9 protein-coding genes and 1 tRNA gene are annotated in these 19,135 nt (G+C 66.9%); 5 read left to right on the forward strand and 5 right to left on the reverse strand.

The features are described from left to right. The first annotated feature begins 87 nt into the window (after positions 1 to 87). The 4 genes from recX (at position 88) to QZ853_RS04460 (ending at position 3,859) form a co-directional block, all read left to right on the forward strand. A complete protein-coding gene (recX, locus tag QZ853_RS04445; protein ID WP_295571043.1) occupies positions 88 to 579 on the forward strand; it encodes a recombination regulator RecX in 492 nt (163 codons plus the stop codon). 109 nt (positions 580 to 688) lie between these two features. Continuing rightward, a complete protein-coding gene (gene alaS, locus QZ853_RS04450; RefSeq protein WP_295571045.1) occupies positions 689 to 3,337 on the forward strand; it encodes an alanine--tRNA ligase in 2,649 nt (882 codons plus the stop codon). A 147-nt stretch (positions 3,338 to 3,484) separates the two neighbouring features. Further along, the gene (csrA, locus tag QZ853_RS04455) at positions 3,485 to 3,688 is read left to right on the forward strand and encodes a carbon storage regulator CsrA (protein WP_004152909.1); all 204 of its coding nucleotides are present in this window, start codon (positions 3,485 to 3,487) and stop codon (positions 3,686 to 3,688) included. Positions 3,689 to 3,766: 78 nt separating this feature from the next. Continuing rightward, positions 3,767 to 3,859 (forward strand) — tRNA-Ser (locus tag QZ853_RS04460). An 84-nt stretch (positions 3,860 to 3,943) separates the two neighbouring features. On the opposite strand, the gene QZ853_RS04465 is transcribed toward QZ853_RS04460, so the two are convergent. Further along, positions 3,944 to 4,399, reverse strand: a complete 456-nt coding sequence (locus tag QZ853_RS04465) for a DUF4189 domain-containing protein (RefSeq protein ID WP_295571047.1) — start codon at positions 4,397 to 4,399, stop codon at positions 3,944 to 3,946. Positions 4,400 to 4,519: 120 nt separating this feature from the next. Further along, positions 4,520 to 6,865, reverse strand: a complete 2,346-nt coding sequence (locus QZ853_RS04470; protein WP_295571049.1) for a TonB-dependent receptor — start codon at positions 6,863 to 6,865, stop codon at positions 4,520 to 4,522. A 91-nt stretch (positions 6,866 to 6,956) separates the two neighbouring features. Here QZ853_RS04470 and QZ853_RS04475 point away from each other — a divergent pair, with 91 nt between their 5' ends. Next, entirely contained in the window at positions 6,957 to 11,642 is a 4,686-nt protein-coding gene (locus QZ853_RS04475; protein ID WP_295571050.1) for an ATP-dependent helicase, read from the forward strand. Here QZ853_RS04475 and aceE read toward each other — a convergent pair whose 3' ends face one another. The 3 genes from aceE to QZ853_RS04490 form a co-directional block, all read right to left on the reverse strand. After that, entirely contained in the window at positions 11,643 to 14,315 is a 2,673-nt protein-coding gene (aceE, locus tag QZ853_RS04480; protein WP_295571051.1) for a pyruvate dehydrogenase (acetyl-transferring), homodimeric type, read from the reverse strand. Positions 14,316 to 14,617: 302 nt separating this feature from the next. Beyond that, complete coding sequence (locus QZ853_RS04485) at positions 14,618 to 16,726, reverse strand: phospholipase C, phosphocholine-specific (RefSeq protein WP_295571053.1); 2,109 nt, start codon at positions 16,724 to 16,726, stop codon at positions 14,618 to 14,620. Positions 16,727 to 16,734: 8 nt separating this feature from the next. Beyond that, entirely contained in the window at positions 16,735 to 19,113 is a 2,379-nt protein-coding gene (locus QZ853_RS04490; protein WP_295571055.1) for a TonB-dependent receptor, read from the reverse strand. Positions 19,114 to 19,135 lie beyond the last annotated feature (22 nt).

Here is a 19,135-nt window from a genome sequence, read left to right on the forward strand (position 1 = left end):
GCCGTCAGTGACGTCGCCCTGCCTCGCAGGTTCGAATCGCCCACGGATGGGCAGGGTGCCACGGATGGCGCCACCCCTGGAGTACCGATGTCCGACGCCGAAGACACTCCCCCCGGCCGCAAGCGCCGGCCGCGCGAGCAGACCCCCGTGCAACGTGCACTGGGCCTGCTGGTTCGTCGTGAACACTCACGCAAGGAACTCACCCGCAAACTGACCGCCCGTGGCATCGAGGCGGACGCGGCGCAGGCTGCGGTTGCCAAGCTGACCGAGGCCGGCTGGCAGGATGACACCCGCTTTGCCGAGAACCTTGTACGGATGCGTGCCAATACCGGCTACGGGCCGATCCACGTGCGTGCCGAGCTGGGCATCCACGGGTTGGACAGTGCTGCGATTGCCGCAGCGATGGACAGCTATGAAGGCGATTGGCAGGAGAATGCCCGGGAGCTGGTCCGCCGCCGCTTCGGCGAGGCCGGCCCGCAGGACCTGGCACAGCGGCGCAAGGCCGCCGATCTGCTGGCCCGGCGGGGGTTCGACGGCGACAGCATCCGCCGTGCGACCCGCTACGACCCGGATGACTGAGACTGGCGGCGCCGGGCCTGATACCCTTTAGGTTTTCGGCGGTCCCTTGCGACCCTGGCCAACGTGGCCGGAGGTTCGGGTTCGCCGGCCCGCAGACTGCCAGCCCTCAATGAACGCATCCGCCAAATTCACGACCTCCCAGATCCGCAGCGACTTCCTTGAATTCTTCAAGGGCAAAGGCCATACCATCGTGCCGTCGGCGCCGCTGGTGCCGGGTAACGATCCGACCCTGCTGTTTACCAACTCCGGTATGGTCCAGTTCAAGGACGTGTTCCTTGGCGCGGAGAAGCGCAGCTACGTGCGTGCGGCCGACGTCCAGCGCTGCCTGCGCGCGGGCGGCAAGCACAACGACCTCGACCAGGTCGGTTACACCGCACGCCACCACACCTTCTTCGAAATGCTGGGCAATTGGTCGTTCGGCGACTACTTCAAGAAGGAGGCGATCGCCTGGGCCTGGGAGCTGCTGACCCAGGTCTGGAAGCTGCCGGCCGAGCGCCTGCTGGTCACCGTGTACCAGACCGATGACGAAGCCTACGAGCTGTGGCGCGACATGGTCGGCGTTCCGGAAGCGCGCATCGTGCGCATCGGTGACAACAAGGGCGCGCCGTTCGCTTCGGACAATTTCTGGCAGATGGCCGACACCGGCCCCTGCGGCCCGTGCACCGAGATCTTCTACGATCACGGTGATCACATCGCCGGTGGCCCCCCGGGCTCGCCGGATGAAGACGGTGACCGTTTCATCGAAATCTGGAACCTGGTGTTCATGCAGTTCGACCGCCAGCCCGACGGCACCCTGGTGCCGCTGCCGGCACCGTGTGTGGATACCGGCATGGGCCTGGAGCGCCTGGCGGCGATCCTGCAGCACGTGCATACCAACTACGAGATCGACCTGTTCCAGGCACTGATCCGCAAGGCCTCGGAGCTGACCGGCACCGCCGACCTGGAGAACAAGTCGCTGCGCGTGATCGCCGACCACATCCGCGCCTGTTCGTTCCTGATCGTCGACGGCGTGCTGCCGTCCAACGAAGGCCGTGGCTACGTGCTGCGCCGTATCATCCGCCGCGCCCTGCGCCACGGCTGGATGCTGGGCGTGCGCCAGCCGTTCTTCAGCAGGCTGGTGCCGACCCTGGTCGAGCAGATGGGCGAGGCCTACCCGGAACTGCCGGCGGCGGTGGACACCGTCACCCGTGCGCTGCAGGCTGAGGAAGAACGATTCGCCGAGACCCTCGATGCCGGCATGAAGATCTTCGAGGACGTCGCGGGCAAGGCCAGCAATGGCGTGATCCCCGGCGTCGACGCCTTCCGCCTGTACGATACCTATGGCTTCCCGCTCGACCTGACCCAGGACATCGCCCGCGAGCGTGACCTGACCGTGGACATCGCCGGCTTCGACGCCGCGATGGAGCAGCAGCGCGAGACCGCGCGTGCGGCCGGCAAGTTCGGCGGCGGCGTGACCCTGCCGGCCGAGCTGGTGGCCACGCTCAGCCCGACCCGGTTCCTCGGCTATGACCGCCTGCAGGCCGATGGCCTGACCGTGCTGGCTGTGCTGAAGGACGGTCGTCCCGTGCAGTCGGCCGATGCCGGCGATGCGGTCATCGTGATCACCGACCAGACCCCGTTCTACGCCGAGTCCGGCGGCCAGGTCGGCGACACCGGCGTGCTGACCGGCAACGGTGTGCGCCTGGTGGTGGACGACACCCAGAAGTTCGCCGGCCAGTTCCATGGCCATGTCGGCACCCTGTCCGAAGGTGGCCTGAAGGTCGGTGACGTGCTGACCGGCCAGGTCGATGGCGAACGCCGCGGCGCCACCATCCTCAACCACTCGGCCACCCACCTGCTGCACGCCGCCCTGCGCGAAGTGCTGGGCACCCACGTGCAGCAGAAGGGCTCGCTGGTCGCCCCGGACCGCCTGCGCTTCGACTTCTCCCACTTCCAGCCGATCAGCGCTGAGGAACTGGCGGTGATCGAGCGCAAGGTCAACCAGCAGGTACGCGCCAACAACGCCGCCGAAGTGCACACCATGGCCATGCAGGAAGCGCTGGACTTCGGTGCGATGGCGCTGTTCGGCGAGAAGTACGGCGAGCACGTGCGCGTGCTGAAGATGGGTGACTACTCCACCGAGCTGTGCGGTGGCACCCACGTCAATCGTACCGGGGACATTGGTCTGTTCAAGATCACCTCCGAAGGCGGTGTCTCCGCCGGCGTGCGCCGTATCGAGGCGGTCACCGGCCAAGGCGCCCTGGACTACGTGGATGCCGAAGAGGCCCGCCTGGCCGAGGCGGCGGAACTGCTCGGCGGCAGCGCGGCTGACGTGGTCGAGAAGATCCGTGCCCTGGGCCAGCGCCAGAAGCAGCTGGAGCGCGAACTGGAGGCCGTGAAGGCCAAGGTCGCCGCCGGTGCCACCGCCGACCTGTCCGGGCAGGCGGTCGAGGTCGCCGGGGTGAAGGTGCTGGCGGCCCGCCTGGAGGGCTTCGACGCCAAGGCCCTGCGCGACGCCATGGACCGCCTGAAGCAGCAGCTGGGCGACGCGGTGATCGTGCTGGCCGGTGCCCAGGACGGCAAGGCCGCGCTGGTTGCAGGCGTGAACGGCAGCGCAACGGGCAAGGTCAAGGCCGGGGAACTGTTGTCCCATATCGCCGGTCAGATCGGGGGCAAGGGCGGCGGACGCCCGGACCTCGCCCAGGGTGGTGGTGAGGACGGGCCCGCCCTTGCCACTGCGCTGGCTGCAGTCGTCGAATGGGTCAGCCCCCGCCTGTGATGATCCCGCCGTCCCCCTCCTTGTAGGAGCGGGACGGCTGACGGTACCATTGCGAAATCTTTTCCCTTTGTCGTGGTAGCGCTTCTTGACGGAGCGTCAAGCCGGTGGGGGATACCCTTCCACACGGTTCCATGGAGACTTGCAAAAATGTTGATCCTGACTCGCCGCGTCGGCGAAACCCTGATGATCGGTGACTCGGTGAGTGTCACCGTGCTTGGCGTCAAGGGCAACCAGGTGCGTATCGGCATCACCGCGCCGAAGGACGTCGCTGTGCATCGCGAAGAGATCTATCAGCGCATCCAGCGTGGTGACGAAGCCGGCGGCACCGGTAGCGAAAATTCTGCCGAATAACGCTTTACCTTCGCACTCGATTAACGTTATGATTCACGCCCCGCTGAGGTGCAACGCACCAGACGCGGAGAAAACCCCGGAGTGATGCCCGAGCGGCTGAAGGGGCTCCCCTGCTAAGGGAGTATAGGGTCAAAAGCTCTATCGAGGGTTCGAATCCCTCTCACTCCGCCAGATACAAAGAAGCGCCTGCAGATCTTCGATCTGCAGGCGTTTTTCTTTATCCGGTGCTCGAAAGTGCGGCCTGCGCGGGACTGCCTATCCTGGTTGATCGATGCGGGCAGCAGGTACAGGTGCTGGCGTTGCCGCCGGTGCCGGGCCGGGTGCACCGGGAAGCTGCGGCGGTTCAAGGTAGCGAGGTGGGGTCTCCCGCCACAGCAAGGCAAGCGTGCAGTCGTTGGCACGCTCCCTGCACATTCTTTCGGCTTTCCGCTGCGCGGCGTCGGCCGTCTTCTCGCCCAGTGCAAATCCCAACGCAATCGTGCCGGTCGCGATGGCCGAATAGCCTTCGCTGGTCGTGCTGGCGGACTGACCGCAGTTGCGGGATCGCGCTGCGCAGTAGTGCAGCGACCGCTGCATGGCGGTGGTGAGGGAGGACTGGTTGATCGAATAGCCGTAGCGGCCATCCTTGTCGTAGGTGATCGCAGACGCAGCACTTGCGCCTGATGAAGCGGACAACAACAGCCCCAGTGAAACCACACGCTTCCAGTTCATCGCGCTCTCCATTTCTGCCGATAGTGGATCAACCGGGGAGCGTGACGCAACCACGCAAGTGCGCGATGGACGACGCCTGCAGCGCGATTGCCTGCAGGCGTGCAGCCCTACGGTCGATCGTCAGAGCTTGACCGTCACCCCCACCTGGAACCCACGCCCCGGCAACGGCGCGATGTACTTCAACGGCGAGTTGTGCGGACGTGCTTCCTCGTTGAGCAGATTGCTGCCGTTGACGAACACTTCCATGCCTGCGACGTAGCTGTTGCGCACCGGCAGTTCGCGACTGACCTGCAGGTCGACCAGGTTGAACGGGTCCAGCGGGATTTCCTCGCTGACGTTGCGGCCCAGGTATTTCTGCGTGTCGTAGTAGGTGCTCGACAACTGCGCCTTCCAGCCCTGACGCTGCCACTGCAGGTTGGCGCCGTAGCGGTTGGTCGGCATGTTCGGCAGGTACTTGCCATCATTGTGGGCGCGCAGCGAGTCGGGATGATCGGCTTTGTTACTCACCAGGTCGGCAAAGGCGGACACGTTCAGGCTGCCATAGCGTCCGAGGTCGAGCGCCTGCGAGGCATCGATCTCGAAGCCCTTCACCGTGGTGTCGGTCTGCTTCCAGTATTTCAGCGGCAGGCGGTTGGCGGTCTGCACGCCGGAGTAGCCGAGATAGAGATAGTTCTCGTACCGCATCCGGTAAGCGGTGGCGGACAGCTCGAACCCGCCGAGGTGGAACAGGCCGGTCAACTCCAGGTTCTTCGCGCGCTCGGGTTCAAGGTTCTGGTTGCCTTCTTCCTGGGTCATCACCGAGTAGTGCGCGTTGCTGGCGTACAGCTCGTTGATCTCAGGGGCGCGCTGCGAAGACGAATAGCGCAGCTTCGCGGCGAGCAACGGACCCAGCTCGACATAGGTACCGAGACTGTAGCTGTTGAGCCGGTAGGAACGGTCCTGGAGTTTCGTGTTGGCGGCATTGCGCGCGGTCTTGAAGCGGCTTGGCTGCAGATCGTGATCGACGCGCTCATGGCGCGCGCCCGCATCGAAGGTGGCCCAATCGAAATCCAGCGTTTCCTTCAGGAACACCGCCGTACTGCGGCTGTCCACGTCCGGCAGATAGCGCAGCGAGCCGCTGCCGGTGACGTCGCGCAATTGGTGGCTGTAACCGAGCAGGCCGCTGAGCGGGCCCACCCGCTGATGGCTCAGCAGCAGTTCGGCCTGGGTACTGTCGAAATCGTAGTCATTGGCCTTGGACGCACCGAGGCGCTCCCCGGAGGTGTTGTCCAGCCTGGAAACACGCAGTTCGGCGCGTTCAAACCCCGGCAGCGGATCACGCAGCAGCGCTTCCAGTGCGTAGTGTTGCTGCTTGATCACCACGCCCACCGGCAGGCCATCGGCGTAGTTGGAACCGAACGACAGGTTCTGCATCGAGAAACCGGGTACGCCGTACTCGCTGTCCTTGGCATCGATGCTGACACCCACATGGCCGCGGTCGAAGAACAACGTCGAACCGAACGCCACCTGCGTGTTGCGCGCATAGCTGTTGCCCAGGCGGTGATGGTAGTCGGGCGTCACGTCGTTGTTGATCTGCTTCTGCACGTACGACGGCGTGCCCGGCACATAGGCCGGGTTGACCGGGTTGACGTAGGTGCGGCGCTGCCAGACCGAGGTCGGGTTGTTGGTGAAAAACGAGAATTCACCGTCGGCCCAGTCCGGGTTCTCGGTCATGAACTGGTCGATGTAGGGCTGCGATGCCTTGTTGTAGACCTGCTGGACGCGCGCCTCTTTCTGGCAGCTGTCGGCCAGCGCCGAGTTGACGCCGCCGGTGGCGGGGAACAGGCGGGTATTGCAGACGCTGGCCTTGCTGTTGCCGGGGATGTCGTAGTGCGAGATGCGCTGGCGCGAGACCTGCAGGTTGGTGGAAAGATTGCGCTGGTTGTTGAAGTTCATGCGGAAGCCCTGCGCGTCGGCGGCATTGAAGCCCTTGCGCAGCACCAGTTCCATCGACTGGTCCTTGTCTTCCATCGTGCGCGGCATCAGGCCCGAGTCGATCTCCACGCTGCCACCGATCGCATTGCCGCCGTAGCGCACGGTGTCGGAGGACTTGTTGACGGTGACGCTGCGCACGAACAGCGGGTCGAACGGAATGTTGATGTCACCGCTGATCGCGTTCATGCCGAGGATGGACTGGCCGTCCTGCAGGATCTGCACCCGATTGCCGCTGAGGCTGCGGATGACCGGCGCGCCGGCGTTCGGGCCGAAAGCGCTGCTCTGCACGCCGGAGACGTGTTCAAGCAGGTTGCCGAGGGTGCGGTTCTGCGCCTGTGGGTTGCCGACGGTGACCCAGCTGTCGATGCGCGAGGGCTGGCGGGCTTCCACCTGCAGGGTGGGGAGGGTGGGCGCGTCCGCCGCCCGGGCTGAATGGAGGGCGACGGACTGAAGGGCGAGGGGGATGGCTGCAGCTAGCAGGTGGCGACGCATGACACACTCCGTAAAAATGGTGTGAAATGTTATAACGTAACTATTCGTGGCGACAAACGATTTCTTCGCCGTATCATCGAAGCCATCATCGATGGCGACCGGCCCTGCCTTGGATTCCCTGCAGCACTTCCATCCCGCCACCCGTGACTGGTTCCGTTCCGCGTTCGCAGCATCGACGCCGGTGCAGGACGAGGCGTGGGCATCGATCGCCGCGGGCCAGCACACCCTGGTGGTGGCTCCAACCGGCTCGGGGAAGACACTGGCCGCGTTCCTGCATGCGATCGACCAGGTGTTCGCCGAGCGCGATGGCGACGCACGCCGCGACCCGGCGGCCAGGCCGCTGGCGCGCACGCGCGTGCTGTACCTGTCGCCGATCAAGGCGCTGGGCAGCGATGTGCAGCGCAATCTGCAGGTGCCCCTGCAGGGCATCAGTGCGCGGCGCAGCGAGCGCGGCGATCCGGCGATTGCCCTGAGCGTGGCCATGCGTACCGGCGATACCAGCAGCAGTGACCGCGGCCGCCTGGTGCGGCGCCCGCCGGACATCCTGATCACCACGCCCGAGTCGCTGTACCTGATGCTGACCTCGCAGGCGAGGGAGATCCTGCGCGATGTGCATACGGTGATCCTCGATGAGATCCATGCGGTGGCCGGCGGAAAGCGTGGCTCGCACCTGGCGCTGAGCCTGGAGCGGCTGGACGCGCTGCTGCAGGTGCCTGCGCAACGCATCGGTCTGTCGGCCACGGTCCGCCCGGTCGAGGGCGCGGCTGCCTTCCTCGGCGGTGATCGCCCGGTGCAGGTGGTGCAGCCCCCCTCGCAGCGGCAGCTGGAAATGAAGATCGTGGTGCCGGTGGAGGACATGACCGACCTGGTCGTGCACGGGCCCGCAGAAGGGCGCCGGGCCGGCGCGCGCACCGGTTCGATCTGGCCGCATGTGGAAGCCAGCATTCTCGACAACGTGATGCGGCATCGCTCCACGATTGTCTTTGCCAACTCGCGTGGCGTGGCGGAACGGCTGACCGCGCGACTCAACGAACTGCATGCCGAGCGCACGGGCGTCGAGGCTGCGGGCGAAGCGGATGCTGCGAGCACAGCGGCCCACGGATCGTTCACCGGCAGCACGGTGAACCGTGTCACCGCGCCGGCCTCGGTGATTGCCCGCTCGCACCATGGTTCGGTATCCAAGGAGCAGCGCGCTGCCATCGAGCAGGCGCTGAAGTCAGGCGAGCTGCGCTGCGTGGTCGCCACCTCCAGTCTTGAGCTGGGCATCGACATGGGCCTGGTGGATCTGGTGATCCAGGTCGCGGCGCCGCCTTCGGTGTCCAGTGCGGTGCAACGGGTTGGACGTGCGGGCCATCAGGTGGGCGGCATGTCGCGTGGCCTGCTCTATCCGCGCACGCGCCGTGATCTGGTCGATGCTGCGGTGGTGGTCGACAGCATGCTGGGTGGACGCATCGAAGCCCTCGATCCGCCGCGCAATCCGCTCGATGTGCTGGCCCAGCAGACCGTGGCCGCCGTAGCGATGGATCCACTCGATGCCGAGGCGTGGTTCGTGCGCGTGCGTCGCGCTGCGCCGTACCACACGCTGCCCCGCAGTGCCTTCGACGCGGTGCTGGACATGCTCGCCGGTCGCTATCCGTCCGATGAGTTCGCCGGTTTCCGCCCGCGCCTGGTATGGGACCGGAAGACAGGCACGTTGACCGCACGTCCTGGCGCTCGCCAGCTGGCCGTGACCAGCGGCGGGACCATACCCGACCGCGGCATGTATGCCGTTGTCCTGCCTGAGGGTGAAGAGCAGGCAGGATCGCGCCGTGTCGGCGAGCTGGACGAGGAGATGGTCCACGAATCGCGGGTGAATGATGTGATCACCCTCGGCGCCACGTCCTGGCGCATCGACCAGATCACCCTTGATCAGGTCGTGGTGACGCCAGCGCCGGGGCGCTCGGCGCGGCTGCCGTTCTGGCGGGGCGAAGGCATCGGCCGCCCGGCCGAGCTGGGGCAGGCCACCGGTGCCTTCCTGGCGGAACTTGAAGCCGACCCGGGGAGCGCTGGCGAGCCGTCGCCGGCACTGCTCGCCAGGCTGCGTGATCGCGGCCTGGATGAAAGCGCGATCAGCAATATGCTGGCACTGGTGGCCGAGCAGCAGCAGGCCACCGGTGTGCTGCCGACCGACCTGCGCCTGGTCGTCGAGCGCTGCCGTGATGAACTCGGCGACTGGCGGGTGATGCTGCATTCGCCCTATGGCCGCCGCGTACACGATCCCTGGGCGCTGGCGGTGGCCGCGCGCCTGCGCGAGCAGGCGGGCATCGATCCGGCCGTGGTGGCCAGCGACGACGGCATCATCGTCCGCATGCCCGACCGCAGCGGCACGCCGCCGGGTGTGGAACTCTTCCTGTTCGATGCGTCCCACCTGCGCCAGGTCATCAATCGCTCGGTCGCCGGTTCCGCGTTGTTCGCCGCACGTTTCCGTGAGTGTGCCTCGCGCGCGCTGCTGCTGCCCCGGCATACGCCGGGCAAGCGCTCGCCGTTGTGGCAGCAGCGCCTGCGTGCGGGGCAGCTGCTGGAGATCGCCCGTGGCCACGATGGGTTCCCGATCCTGGTCGAGACCGCGCGCGAGTGCCTGCAGGACGTCTACGACCTAAGCGCACTGGATGCACTGATGCTGCGCGTGCAGGCCGGTGAGGTGCAGGTGGTCGAAGTGGATACGGCCGTGCCATCGCCGTTTGCGGCGAACCTGCTGTTCGGCTATGTCGCCGAGTTCATGTACGAAGCCGATGTACCGCTGGCCGAACGGCGCGCATCGGTGCTGTCGCTCGACAGTGGCCTGCTGGCCGAACTGCTCGGCGAGGTGGACCTGGGCGAACTGCTGGACGATGCCGTGGTGGCCACCGTGGAACGCGAGCTGCAACGCGTGGATCCGGCCCGCCACGCACGTGGCAGCGAAGGCGTGGCCGACCTGCTGCGTGAGCTGGGCCCGCTGCCTGCGGTGGAGGTCGCGCAGCGCATCACCGAGCCCACCCAGGCGGACGCCTGGCTGCAGGCACTGCATGCGGCGGGCCGGGCGATCCGCATTCCCGTCGCAGGGGCCCCGCAGTGGGCGGCGGTGGAAGATGCCGCGCGCCTGCGCGATGCCTTGGGCATCATCCCGCCCGCGGACGTGGCCGAAGTGTTCCTGGCCACTGTGCCGGATCCGCTGGGCGATCTGCTCGGCCGCCACGCGCGCACCCATGGGCCCTTCAGCAGCGGCAGCGTGGCCGCCCGTTTCGGCCTCGGTGTGGCGGTGGTGGATGCTGCCTTGCACCTCCTGCAGGAACAGGGCCGGGTCGTACGCGGCCGGTTCGGTCTGGATCGTCGTGCGGCAGACGAGAACGCCGCGGCAGCTTCGTCGCGTGCAGGCCATGAGTGGGTGGGCACGGAGGTGCTGCAGCGGCTGCGGCTACGCTCATTGCAAGCCGCCCGCGAGGCGACCCGCCCGGTACCGGTGCAGGCCTATGTCGGGCTGCTGCTGCATGGGCAGGGCGTGCTGCCCGGGGGCGCACGCCGCAACGACAGCGAAGGGGTGCTGCAGGTGATCGAACAACTGGCGGGGCTGCCACTGCCTGCATCGTTGTGGGAACAGCAGGTGCTGCCCGCGCGCGTGCCCGGCTACATGCCTGCGTTGCTGGATGAACTGCTGGCCACCGGCACGGTGCTCTGGGTCGGCCATGGCCGGTTGGGCGACGACGATGGACTGGTGTCGCTGCACCTGCGCGAGCGCGCGGCTGAAACCCTGCCGGTCACGCCGATGCAGGCAGACGATTCAGCGATGCAGCAGGCCATCCTGCAGGTGCTGGCAGACGGAGGTGCGTTCTTCGCCCGGCAACTGGCGACGCAGGTACAGCCGCGACTGGTCGGTGCAGGCACGGCGGGTGAAGATTTCCAGGCAGCGCTGTGGCAGCTGGCCTGGCGCGGGCAGATCAGCAGTGACCTGTGGGCGCCGCTGCGCGCGCTGTGCGGAGCGCGGCCTGCACGGGGGCGGCCGACGCCGGTGTCGCGCCGCCGCCGCGGCTTTGCCTTCGTGCCACAGACGACGGGCACCGCAGGACTGGAGCTGGCCAGCAGCACGGGGCCGACGCTGGCAGGACGCTGGTCGCTGCTGCCGCAGGAGCGGGCCAGTGACACGCTGCGCGCGCTGGCACAGACCGAGGCGTTGCTGGACCGCTACACGGTGGTCACCCGCAGCGCAGCGATGAGCGAAGCCGTGGCCGGAGGATTCCCGGCGCTGCGTCCGCTGCTGCGCAGCATGGAGGATGCCGGCCAGCTGCTTCGCGGTCGCTTCGTGGAAGGCATGGGCGGTGCCCAGTTCGCCCAGCGCGACGATATCGACCGCCTGCGTGCCAGCGCCGAACAGGCAGGCGGGGCTGGCGCCTGGGTTGCGTTGTCGGCGCTGGATCCCGCCAATCCCTTCGGCAGCCTGTTGCCCTGGCCCCAGCCGACCGCTGGGCCGCGTCCGGTGCGACGGGCTGGTGCGATGGTAGTGATCGGCGAAGGCCGGCTGCAGCTGTATCTGCCACAGGGCGGCCGCCAGCTGAGCAGCTGGATCGACGGCACGGCACCGGACGCGGCCACGCGCTGGGCAGCGGCGGCGCAGGCGCTGGCCGTGGGCCTGCGGCGAGGCCCACGGCTGTCCTTCACCCTGGAGCGGATCAATGACGAACCCGTCCATCGCGGGCCCGCCGTCGATGCCCTGCGCGCGGCAGGATTCAGCAATGAGCCGCGCGGACTGGGTTGGAATGGCTGATCAGCCCGCGGCCGGATCAGCCTTGTCCACGTCGATGCCGTAGCGCTCGATGGCAACCTGCATCAGCGCGCGCTTGATGCGGCCCTCATCGGCCAACGCCTTCAACGCGGCCAGCACGATGAAGTGGCGGTCCACCTCGAAGAACGTGCGCAGTGACTCGCGTGTGTCCGAGCGGCCGAAACCATCGGTACCGAGTGCGATGAAGCGACGGTCATCGATGAAGGGGCGGATCTGATCGGCGACGATCTTCATGTAGTCGGTGGCTACCACCACCGGGCCGGGATGCGCTGCCAGGCATTGCTGCACATAGGGCACACGCGGTTCGGTGGCGGGGTGCAGCAGGTTCCAGCGCTCGGCGGCCAGGCCGTCGCGACGCAGTTCGGTCAGGCTGGTGGCGCTCCACACATCACTGGCGATACTGAAATCCTGCTGCAGCAGAGCGGCGGCGGCCTCCACCTCGCGCAGGATCGCGCCACTGCCCATCAGCTGCACGCGCGGCTGCGCGCTGGCATCGGCCGGTGCCGGGTGCAGCAGGTACATGCCCTTGAGGATGCCGGCCTCAGAACCTTCGGGCAGGGCCGGCTGCGGGTAGTTCTCGTTGAGCACGGTGATGTAGTAGTAGATGTCTTCCTGCTCGACATACATCCGGCGCAGCCCGTCGTGGATGATCACCGCCAGCTCGTAGTTGAAGGTGGGGTCGTAGGACACGCAGCTCGGGATCACCGATGACAACACATGACTGTGGCCGTCGTCGTGCTGCAGGCCTTCGCCCATCAGCGTGGTGCGGCCGGAGGTGGCGCCGAGCAGGAAGCCGCGGGTACGCGCATCGGCGGCGGCCCAGGCCAGGTCGCCGACGCGCTGCAGGCCGAACATCGAGTAGAAGATGTAGAACGGAATCGTCGCCAGGCCATGGTTGCTGTAGGCGGTACCGGCGGCGATCCACGAACAGATCGCACCGGATTCGTTGATGCCTTCCTGCAGGATCTGACCGTCCTTGGCCTCTTTGTAGTAGCTCAGCTGGCCGGCATCCTGCGGGGTGTACAGCTGGCCCAGGTAGGAATGGATGCCGATCTGGCGGAACAGGCCTTCCATGCCGAAGGTCCGTGATTCATCGGGCACGATCGGAATCACCAGCTTTCCCAGTTCAGGGTCTTTGAGCAGGTGGGTGAGGATGCGCACGAAGCCCATGGTCGTGGACTGGCCGCGTTCGCCGCCGCCCTGCAGTTGGCTGTTGAAGATCGACAACGGCGGCAGCGGCAATGGGTCAACCTCGGTCAGGCGGGCCGGCAGCTGGCCACCCTGGACGCGGCGGCGCTCGGCGAAGTAGGTTGCTTCGGCACTGCCGGGGTTGGGGCGCAGGTAGGGCATCTCTTCCAGCTGGTCATCGCTGACCGGCAGGTCGAAGCGATCGCGGAATGCGCGTACCGCATCGGCGCTCATCTTCTTCAGCTGGTGGTTGATGTTCTGGCCTTCGCCAGCTTCGCCCATGCCGAACCCTTTGACCGTCTTGGCCAGGATCACGCTTGGCCGTTCGTTGGTGTTCACCGCCTGCTGGTAGGCGGCAAACACCTTCTGCGGATCATGGCCGCCGCGAGCCAGCGCCCAGATCTCGTCGTCGCTCATGTGCGCGACCAGCTCCAGCAGTTGCGGGTAGCGGCCGAAGAAGTGCTCGCGCACATAGGCACCGCTCTGCGACTTGAACGTCTGGTAGTCGCCGTCCACGCATTCCATCATGCGCTGGCGCAGCAGGCCGCTGTGATCGCGTGCCAGCAGGTCATCCCAACCGCTGCCCCAGATCACCTTGATCACGTTCCAGCCGGCGGCGCGGAAGTTGCCTTCCAGTTCCTGGATGATCTTGGCGTTGCCACGCACCGGGCCGTCCAGGCGCTGCAGGTTGCAGTTGACCACGAACACGAGATTGTCCAGCCGCTCGCGGCCGGCCAGCGAAATCGCCGCCAGCGATTCCGCCTGGTCCATCTCGCCGTCGCCGAGGAATGCCCAGACCTTGCGCCCCTGGTGTTCCTTCAGGCCGCGATACTCCAGGTAGCGCATGTAGCGCGCCTGGTAGGCCGCGGTCAGCGGGCCCAGCCCCATCGATACGGTGGGGAACTGCCAGAAGTCCGGCATCAGGCGCGGGTGCGGGTACGAGGACAGGCCGTCGCGGCCGGCTTCGCGGCGGAAGTTGTCCATCCGCGCCGTATCGATGCGGCCTTCCACGTAGGCGCGGCCATAGATGCCCGGTGCGGAATGGCCCTGGATATAGACCATGTCGCCGTCGAAGGTGTCGGTGCGGCCACGGAAGAAGTGATCGAAACCCACGTCGTACAGCACCGCTGCCGACTGATAGCTGGCAATGTGGCCGCCGACGTTGGAGTGCTTGCCCGCGCGCAGCACCATCACCATCGCGTTCCAGCGGATCATCGCGTTCAGGCGGCGCTCGATGGCGAGATCGCCCGGATAGGTCGGCTGGCGCTCGGGCGGAATGGTGTTGACGTAGGCAGTCCAGGCGCGGGTATGCAGGTCGCCGTGCTGTTGTGCGTCGAGCTCGCTCAGCTGATCGATCAGGTAGTGTGCACGCGGCCGGCCACCGGCCCGCATCACCGCCTCCAGCGATTCACGCCACTCCCGTGTTTCCAGCGGGTCGGTATCGAAGGGGATCAGGGCTTGGTTCATGGCTGTCTCCAGAGGGCGCCGGTCGGACTTCTGCCTGGGCGACAACACCGGCAGGGCGCACAGCACTGGAGCGGGGTCGCAACGGCGGGGCCGTGACGCGAAGGGCGGCCGTGGCGGCCACCGAGATGACAAGCGTAGGTGCGTGCCCGGATCGCGGGTAGACGGGCGCGGCTTGGGTCTGCGCCAATCCAGTGTTGCCTCTCAATGATCGACGAGCCGTCGAGCAAGGCTCGACTGCGCTAAGCATCGGCTCAGCTCTACAGGACCGCGTAGCCGAGCATGGCTCGGCTCTACAGAAACCCTCAGCCGTGCTCGAAGCGCAGCGGTTCGCCGCCCATCGCCGGGTCGCTGGTGCCGGGATGTCCGTCCTCGGCGCGTCCGGCCAGGCGCAGGGCGGTGGCGCCCGCACCGACATGCAGGTCATACCAGCCTGCGGTGGGTGTTGCGTCCCACGCCAACGAGGTCTCCGCATGCGCCGGCAGCGCCAGCGTCTGCTGCGGCATGTGCCCGGCATAGGCACCGGCGTGCACGCGGACCTGCTGCGCGCCCTCGCCGAGGTTGCGTAGCTGCAAGCGCAGCTGCCCGTCCACGCGGTCGATCGAAGCATGCAACGCCGGGCCCTGCAGGCTGCCCTGGAAATGCCGGTGGAAGCCGTTCGGACCGAGCAGCCACAGGTCATAGCAACCGTGCGAATCCAGCGGCCAATGCTCCTTCAGCGCGGAGCCCGGGACCAGCGTGTAGCGACGCGGCACCGCGCCCAGCCGCAAGCGGTCGTAGACGTGCAGCACCGCCGCTGCCCCGTCGCAGGCCAGCTGCAGCGTGATACCGCTGGGTTCGATCCTGCCGATCGATGCCTGCGGCCGGTAGGGGAGGGCACGCGCCGGGCGTATGCCGCTTTCCTGCCTGGCCGGTTCCAGCCCTTCCGGCAACGCCGGCACGGTGCGCCCCGGCAGGGCCGCCGCACGTGCCGCCACGGCGCTGACATCGGGCAGGCCGCGCACGAACGGGCGGGTATCGCGCTGAGCGAAGTCGAAGGCGCCGGTCAGGTCGCCGCAGACGGCACGACGCCACGGCGAGATGTCCGGTGCGGCCACGCCGAAGCGACGTTCGATCAGACGTATGACCGAGGTGTGGTCGTAGACCTGCGAATCGACCCAGCCGCCACGGCTCCACGGCGAAATCACGTACAGCGGTACACGCGGGCCGAGGCCGTATGGGCGGCCGCGCAGCTCGGCGGCATCGTATTTCTCATCACCCGGTGCCGGGTGGCGGTGGTACTCACCCTCGGTACTGACCGATGAGGCACCCGCCCAGCCGACGTCCAGCGGTGAGGGCGGCGCCGGTGGTGGCACATGGTCGAAGAAGCCGTCGTTCTCATCGAACATCAGCAGCAGCGCGGTGCGGCTCCACACCTCTGGATTGGCGGTCAATGCGTCCAGCACGCGCGCGGTATAGGCCGCGCCCTGGGCCGGGCTGGAGGGGCCAGGATGTTCGCTGCCGGCGGCGTCGGCGATGATGAAACTGACCTGCGGCAGGCGCCCGTCCAGTACATCCTGGCGCAGCTGTGGCAGGCCACGGGTGCTGACCCCGCGCGCGCGCAGCTGCGGATCATGGCCGGGTGCAGCACTGTAGGCGCGGCGGAATGCATCGAAGCCGGCCAAGGGGTTGTCGGTGAAGTTGTCGGCCATGTCCTGGTAGATCTGCCAGGACACGCCGGCCTTCTGCAGGCGTTCGACATAGCTGGCCCAGCGGTACGACGCAGGGTGCCCACCGTGTTCGGGGAAGTTGTCGTGCGAGTTGGCGATCACCGGGCCACCCGCGTGCGCCTGCGCATCGTTGTGGCCGGTCCACAGGAACACCCGGTTCGGGTTGGTGCCGGCCTGCATCGCGCAGTGATAGGCGTCGCAGATCGTGAAGGCATCGGCCAGCGCGAACTGGAACGGCAGATCGCTGCGCTGGAAGTAGCCCATCGAGTGGTTCTGCTTGGCCTTCGGCCATTGCCCCATGCGCCCGTGGTCCCACGCGCGCTGTGCATCGGGCCAGGTGTGCGGCGTGCCTTCCACGCGCATGTAACCGAAGTGCGCAGCGGTATCCAGCGGGAAGGGGGCGATCGCCCGCTTTCCGCTGGCCTCGGGCTGCAGCCACAGGGTGCGGGTGCGGCCACCGGGCTCCAGCGCGGGGGCGGGAATCACGAAGCGGTCACCGAAGCCACGGACGCCTGGCAGTGTGCCGAAGTAGTGGTCGAACGAACGGTTTTCCTGCATGAACACCACGATGTGCTGCAGGTCTTCCAGGCTGCGCGTGTGCGCGGCAGGGGCGATCGCTGCGGCCCGGGCGATGCTGGGCAGCAGCGGGGAAAGGCCGGCGCCAACGCCGGCCTGCAACAACCGGCGTCGGCCGATATCGGTCACGGGTTCACTCACAGGTCCACACGGAAGGAGATGCCGACGGTGCGCGGGGCGCCGATGAAGGCGTTGTCGCGGCCGTCCACCCCTGCAAGATACCGCTTGTCGGTGAGGTTGCTCACCACCAGGTTGGCGCCCATGCCCTTCAGGCGCGGCGACAGGCCCTGCAGGTCGAAGCCGAGGTTGGCGTTGAACACCGTGGCCGACGGCAGCTTGTTGACGTTGACAGCGTCCAGATAGCGCGTGCCCAGGTAACGGCCGGAGAGGCCGAAGTTCCAGTTGGCGCCCTGCCAGTCGGCCGACAGCACCAGGGTGTTCTCCGGCTGGCCGATCACCTTGGCACCGTCGACGATGCCCAGCTGGGTATCACGTGCGGCATTGCCGCTGCCCAGGTACTTGGAGCGGTTGTAGGTGTAGGCCGCATTGATCCGCCAGCCATTGTCCCAGCCATAGCCGAACGCCGCTTCCAGGCCGTTGCTTTCCACGCCGCCGAAATTCTCGTAGACGCCGTCGGTCTCGCCCAGGTAATCGATACCGCTGACGAAGCCGGCCGGCAGGTAGACGATGCGGTTGTCGAACTTGATGTTGTACAGCGTGACCGAGGCGGTCAGCGGCCAGCGGCTGATGCGCATGCCCACTTCGATGTTGTCGGCGGTTTCCGGCTCGACGTTGCGGAAGCGCTGCGGGTCGGTCTCGCCAAGCACGCCGGAGGGAATCGCGGCGAAGTTCTGCGAGAAGCCGGCGAACAGCTCCATGCCTTCCACGCCCGGTGCCCAGGTGAAGCCGGTCGACAGCAGCGGATCGGACTTGGAATCGGAGGTCACGTGCTCGCTGGCACCGATCACGCGGTGACGAGACTGGTCGACGAAGAACTGCTTCACGCCCACGCGCGCGCTGAATGGGCCGAAGCGCGCCACGTCCTCGACGTAGTACATCTGCTCGTCGACCTTGTATTTGTCCTCGAACTGCACCCAGTACGGTTGGTGGTCGAAGTCGATGCTCTGGCCGACAGCGAGCAGGCGATGCCAGTCACGGCGTGCCGAGCGCTCCAGCTTTTCCGTCCACAGGCCGCCGCGGATGGTGTTGTCGACCCTGCCGAAGGTCTGCCGCCATTCAACGTCGGCGGTCACGCCCATGCGGTCGTTGTCGTAGTGCGTGTGGCGGTACGACTGCGCGCCCAGCACATTGCCGGCGTAGCAGTTCGGATCGTACTCGGCGGTAAAGCCCGGGCGCGGGGTGCAGCTGGCCCGGCGCTGCGCGGCGCTGCCATCGGGATTGACGAAGAAGATCTGGCCACGGTTGCTGCCGCCGTACACGGTCTTTCCTCCGATGTACTCCGACTCGGGGCGGCCCGCACCGTCATCGCTGACCTGCGCCAGGTACGGTGGCAGCCAGTCGCCACGGCCTTGCATGCGGTGCCCGTAGGCGGCCATCGAGGCCTTGAAACCATTTCCGCCGTCAAAGGCTGCGCGCAGGTAGCCGAAGGTGTTCTCGCGCAACGCGCGGGAACCGGAACGGTAGTTCTGGTCCAGGTAGGGAATGCCGGTGAGGGTGCCGACCAGGTTGTCGCGCTCCGGGTTGGTGGCGAAGCCCGTCGGCGAGACGCTGGTGTACTCCGGCTCGTCTGCGTCGTTGTAGGACAGGTAGCCGGTCAGCGTCCAGCGGTCCAGTTCGCTGATGAACTTGCCGGCGATATGGTCGTTGCTGGCGTGGCCGGTGCCATCGATCCAGTCGTGTACCTTCGACGAAGAGGCGCTGACCCAGGCACGGGTGTGGCCGCCGAGCAGGCCGGTGTCGTAGCGCACGTAGTACTTGCGTGCTTCGTTGTCACCGGCGCCGATTACGAAGCGCAGGCGGGTGTCCTGCAGGGGGTCGCTGGTGAGGAAGTTCAGCGTGCCGCCCAGTGCTTCATTGGAACGCGAGGAAATATCGGCAGTGCCCTGGCTGACTTCCACCGTTTCCAGGTCGAGCGTGTCGATGTAGCGGTTGGCCAGCGAACCGCCACCGTAACCCGAGCCGCCATTGGGCAGGCCGTCGATGGTGGTGCCGATCTGCTGCGTATCGCGGTTGGTGACGAAGCCGCGCATGCTGATCTGCGTGCCCCATACCGACGAACCGGTGGCGTCGGCTTCGCTGACCACCACACCCGGCACTTCATTGAGCGCATCGTTGACACTGCTCATCACCGTCTGCCGGTTCAGGGTTTCCGCGCGCACCGAGGTCTTGGCGTAGCTGGTGGCCTGGCCGATCACCTGCACCTGGTCCAGGGTGCGGGCATCAGGGCTACGCGCCTCGGCCGCGTCGCCTTGCGGTGCTTCGGCCAGAGCGTCCAATGCAGGGGCGATCAGCAGGGCAAGCAGCGAAACACGGGGAAAGCGCGCAATCGTTCGCATCGAAACCGGACCTTCAGCAGAG

The sequence above is a fragment of the uncultured Stenotrophomonas sp. genome (genome assembly GCF_913778665.1).
Taxonomy (GTDB): domain Bacteria; phylum Pseudomonadota; class Gammaproteobacteria; order Xanthomonadales; family Xanthomonadaceae; genus Stenotrophomonas.

Coding starts and splice junctions, on each gene's coding strand:
- recX (WP_295571043.1), top strand. CDS start 88: ATGTCCGACGCCGAAGACACTCCCCCCGGCCGCAAGCGCCGGCCGCGC.
- alaS (WP_295571045.1), top strand. CDS start 689: ATGAACGCATCCGCCAAATTCACGACCTCCCAGATCCGCAGCGACTTC.
- csrA (WP_004152909.1), top strand. CDS start 3,485: ATGTTGATCCTGACTCGCCGCGTCGGCGAAACCCTGATGATCGGTGAC.
- QZ853_RS04465 (WP_295571047.1), bottom strand. CDS start 4,399: ATGAACTGGAAGCGTGTGGTTTCACTGGGGCTGTTGTTGTCCGCTTCA.
- QZ853_RS04470 (WP_295571049.1), bottom strand. CDS start 6,865: ATGCGTCGCCACCTGCTAGCTGCAGCCATCCCCCTCGCCCTTCAGTCC.
- QZ853_RS04475 (WP_295571050.1), top strand. CDS start 6,957: ATGGCGACCGGCCCTGCCTTGGATTCCCTGCAGCACTTCCATCCCGCC.
- aceE (WP_295571051.1), bottom strand. CDS start 14,315: ATGAACCAAGCCCTGATCCCCTTCGATACCGACCCGCTGGAAACACGG.
- QZ853_RS04490 (WP_295571055.1), bottom strand. CDS start 19,113: ATGCGAACGATTGCGCGCTTTCCCCGTGTTTCGCTGCTTGCCCTGCTG.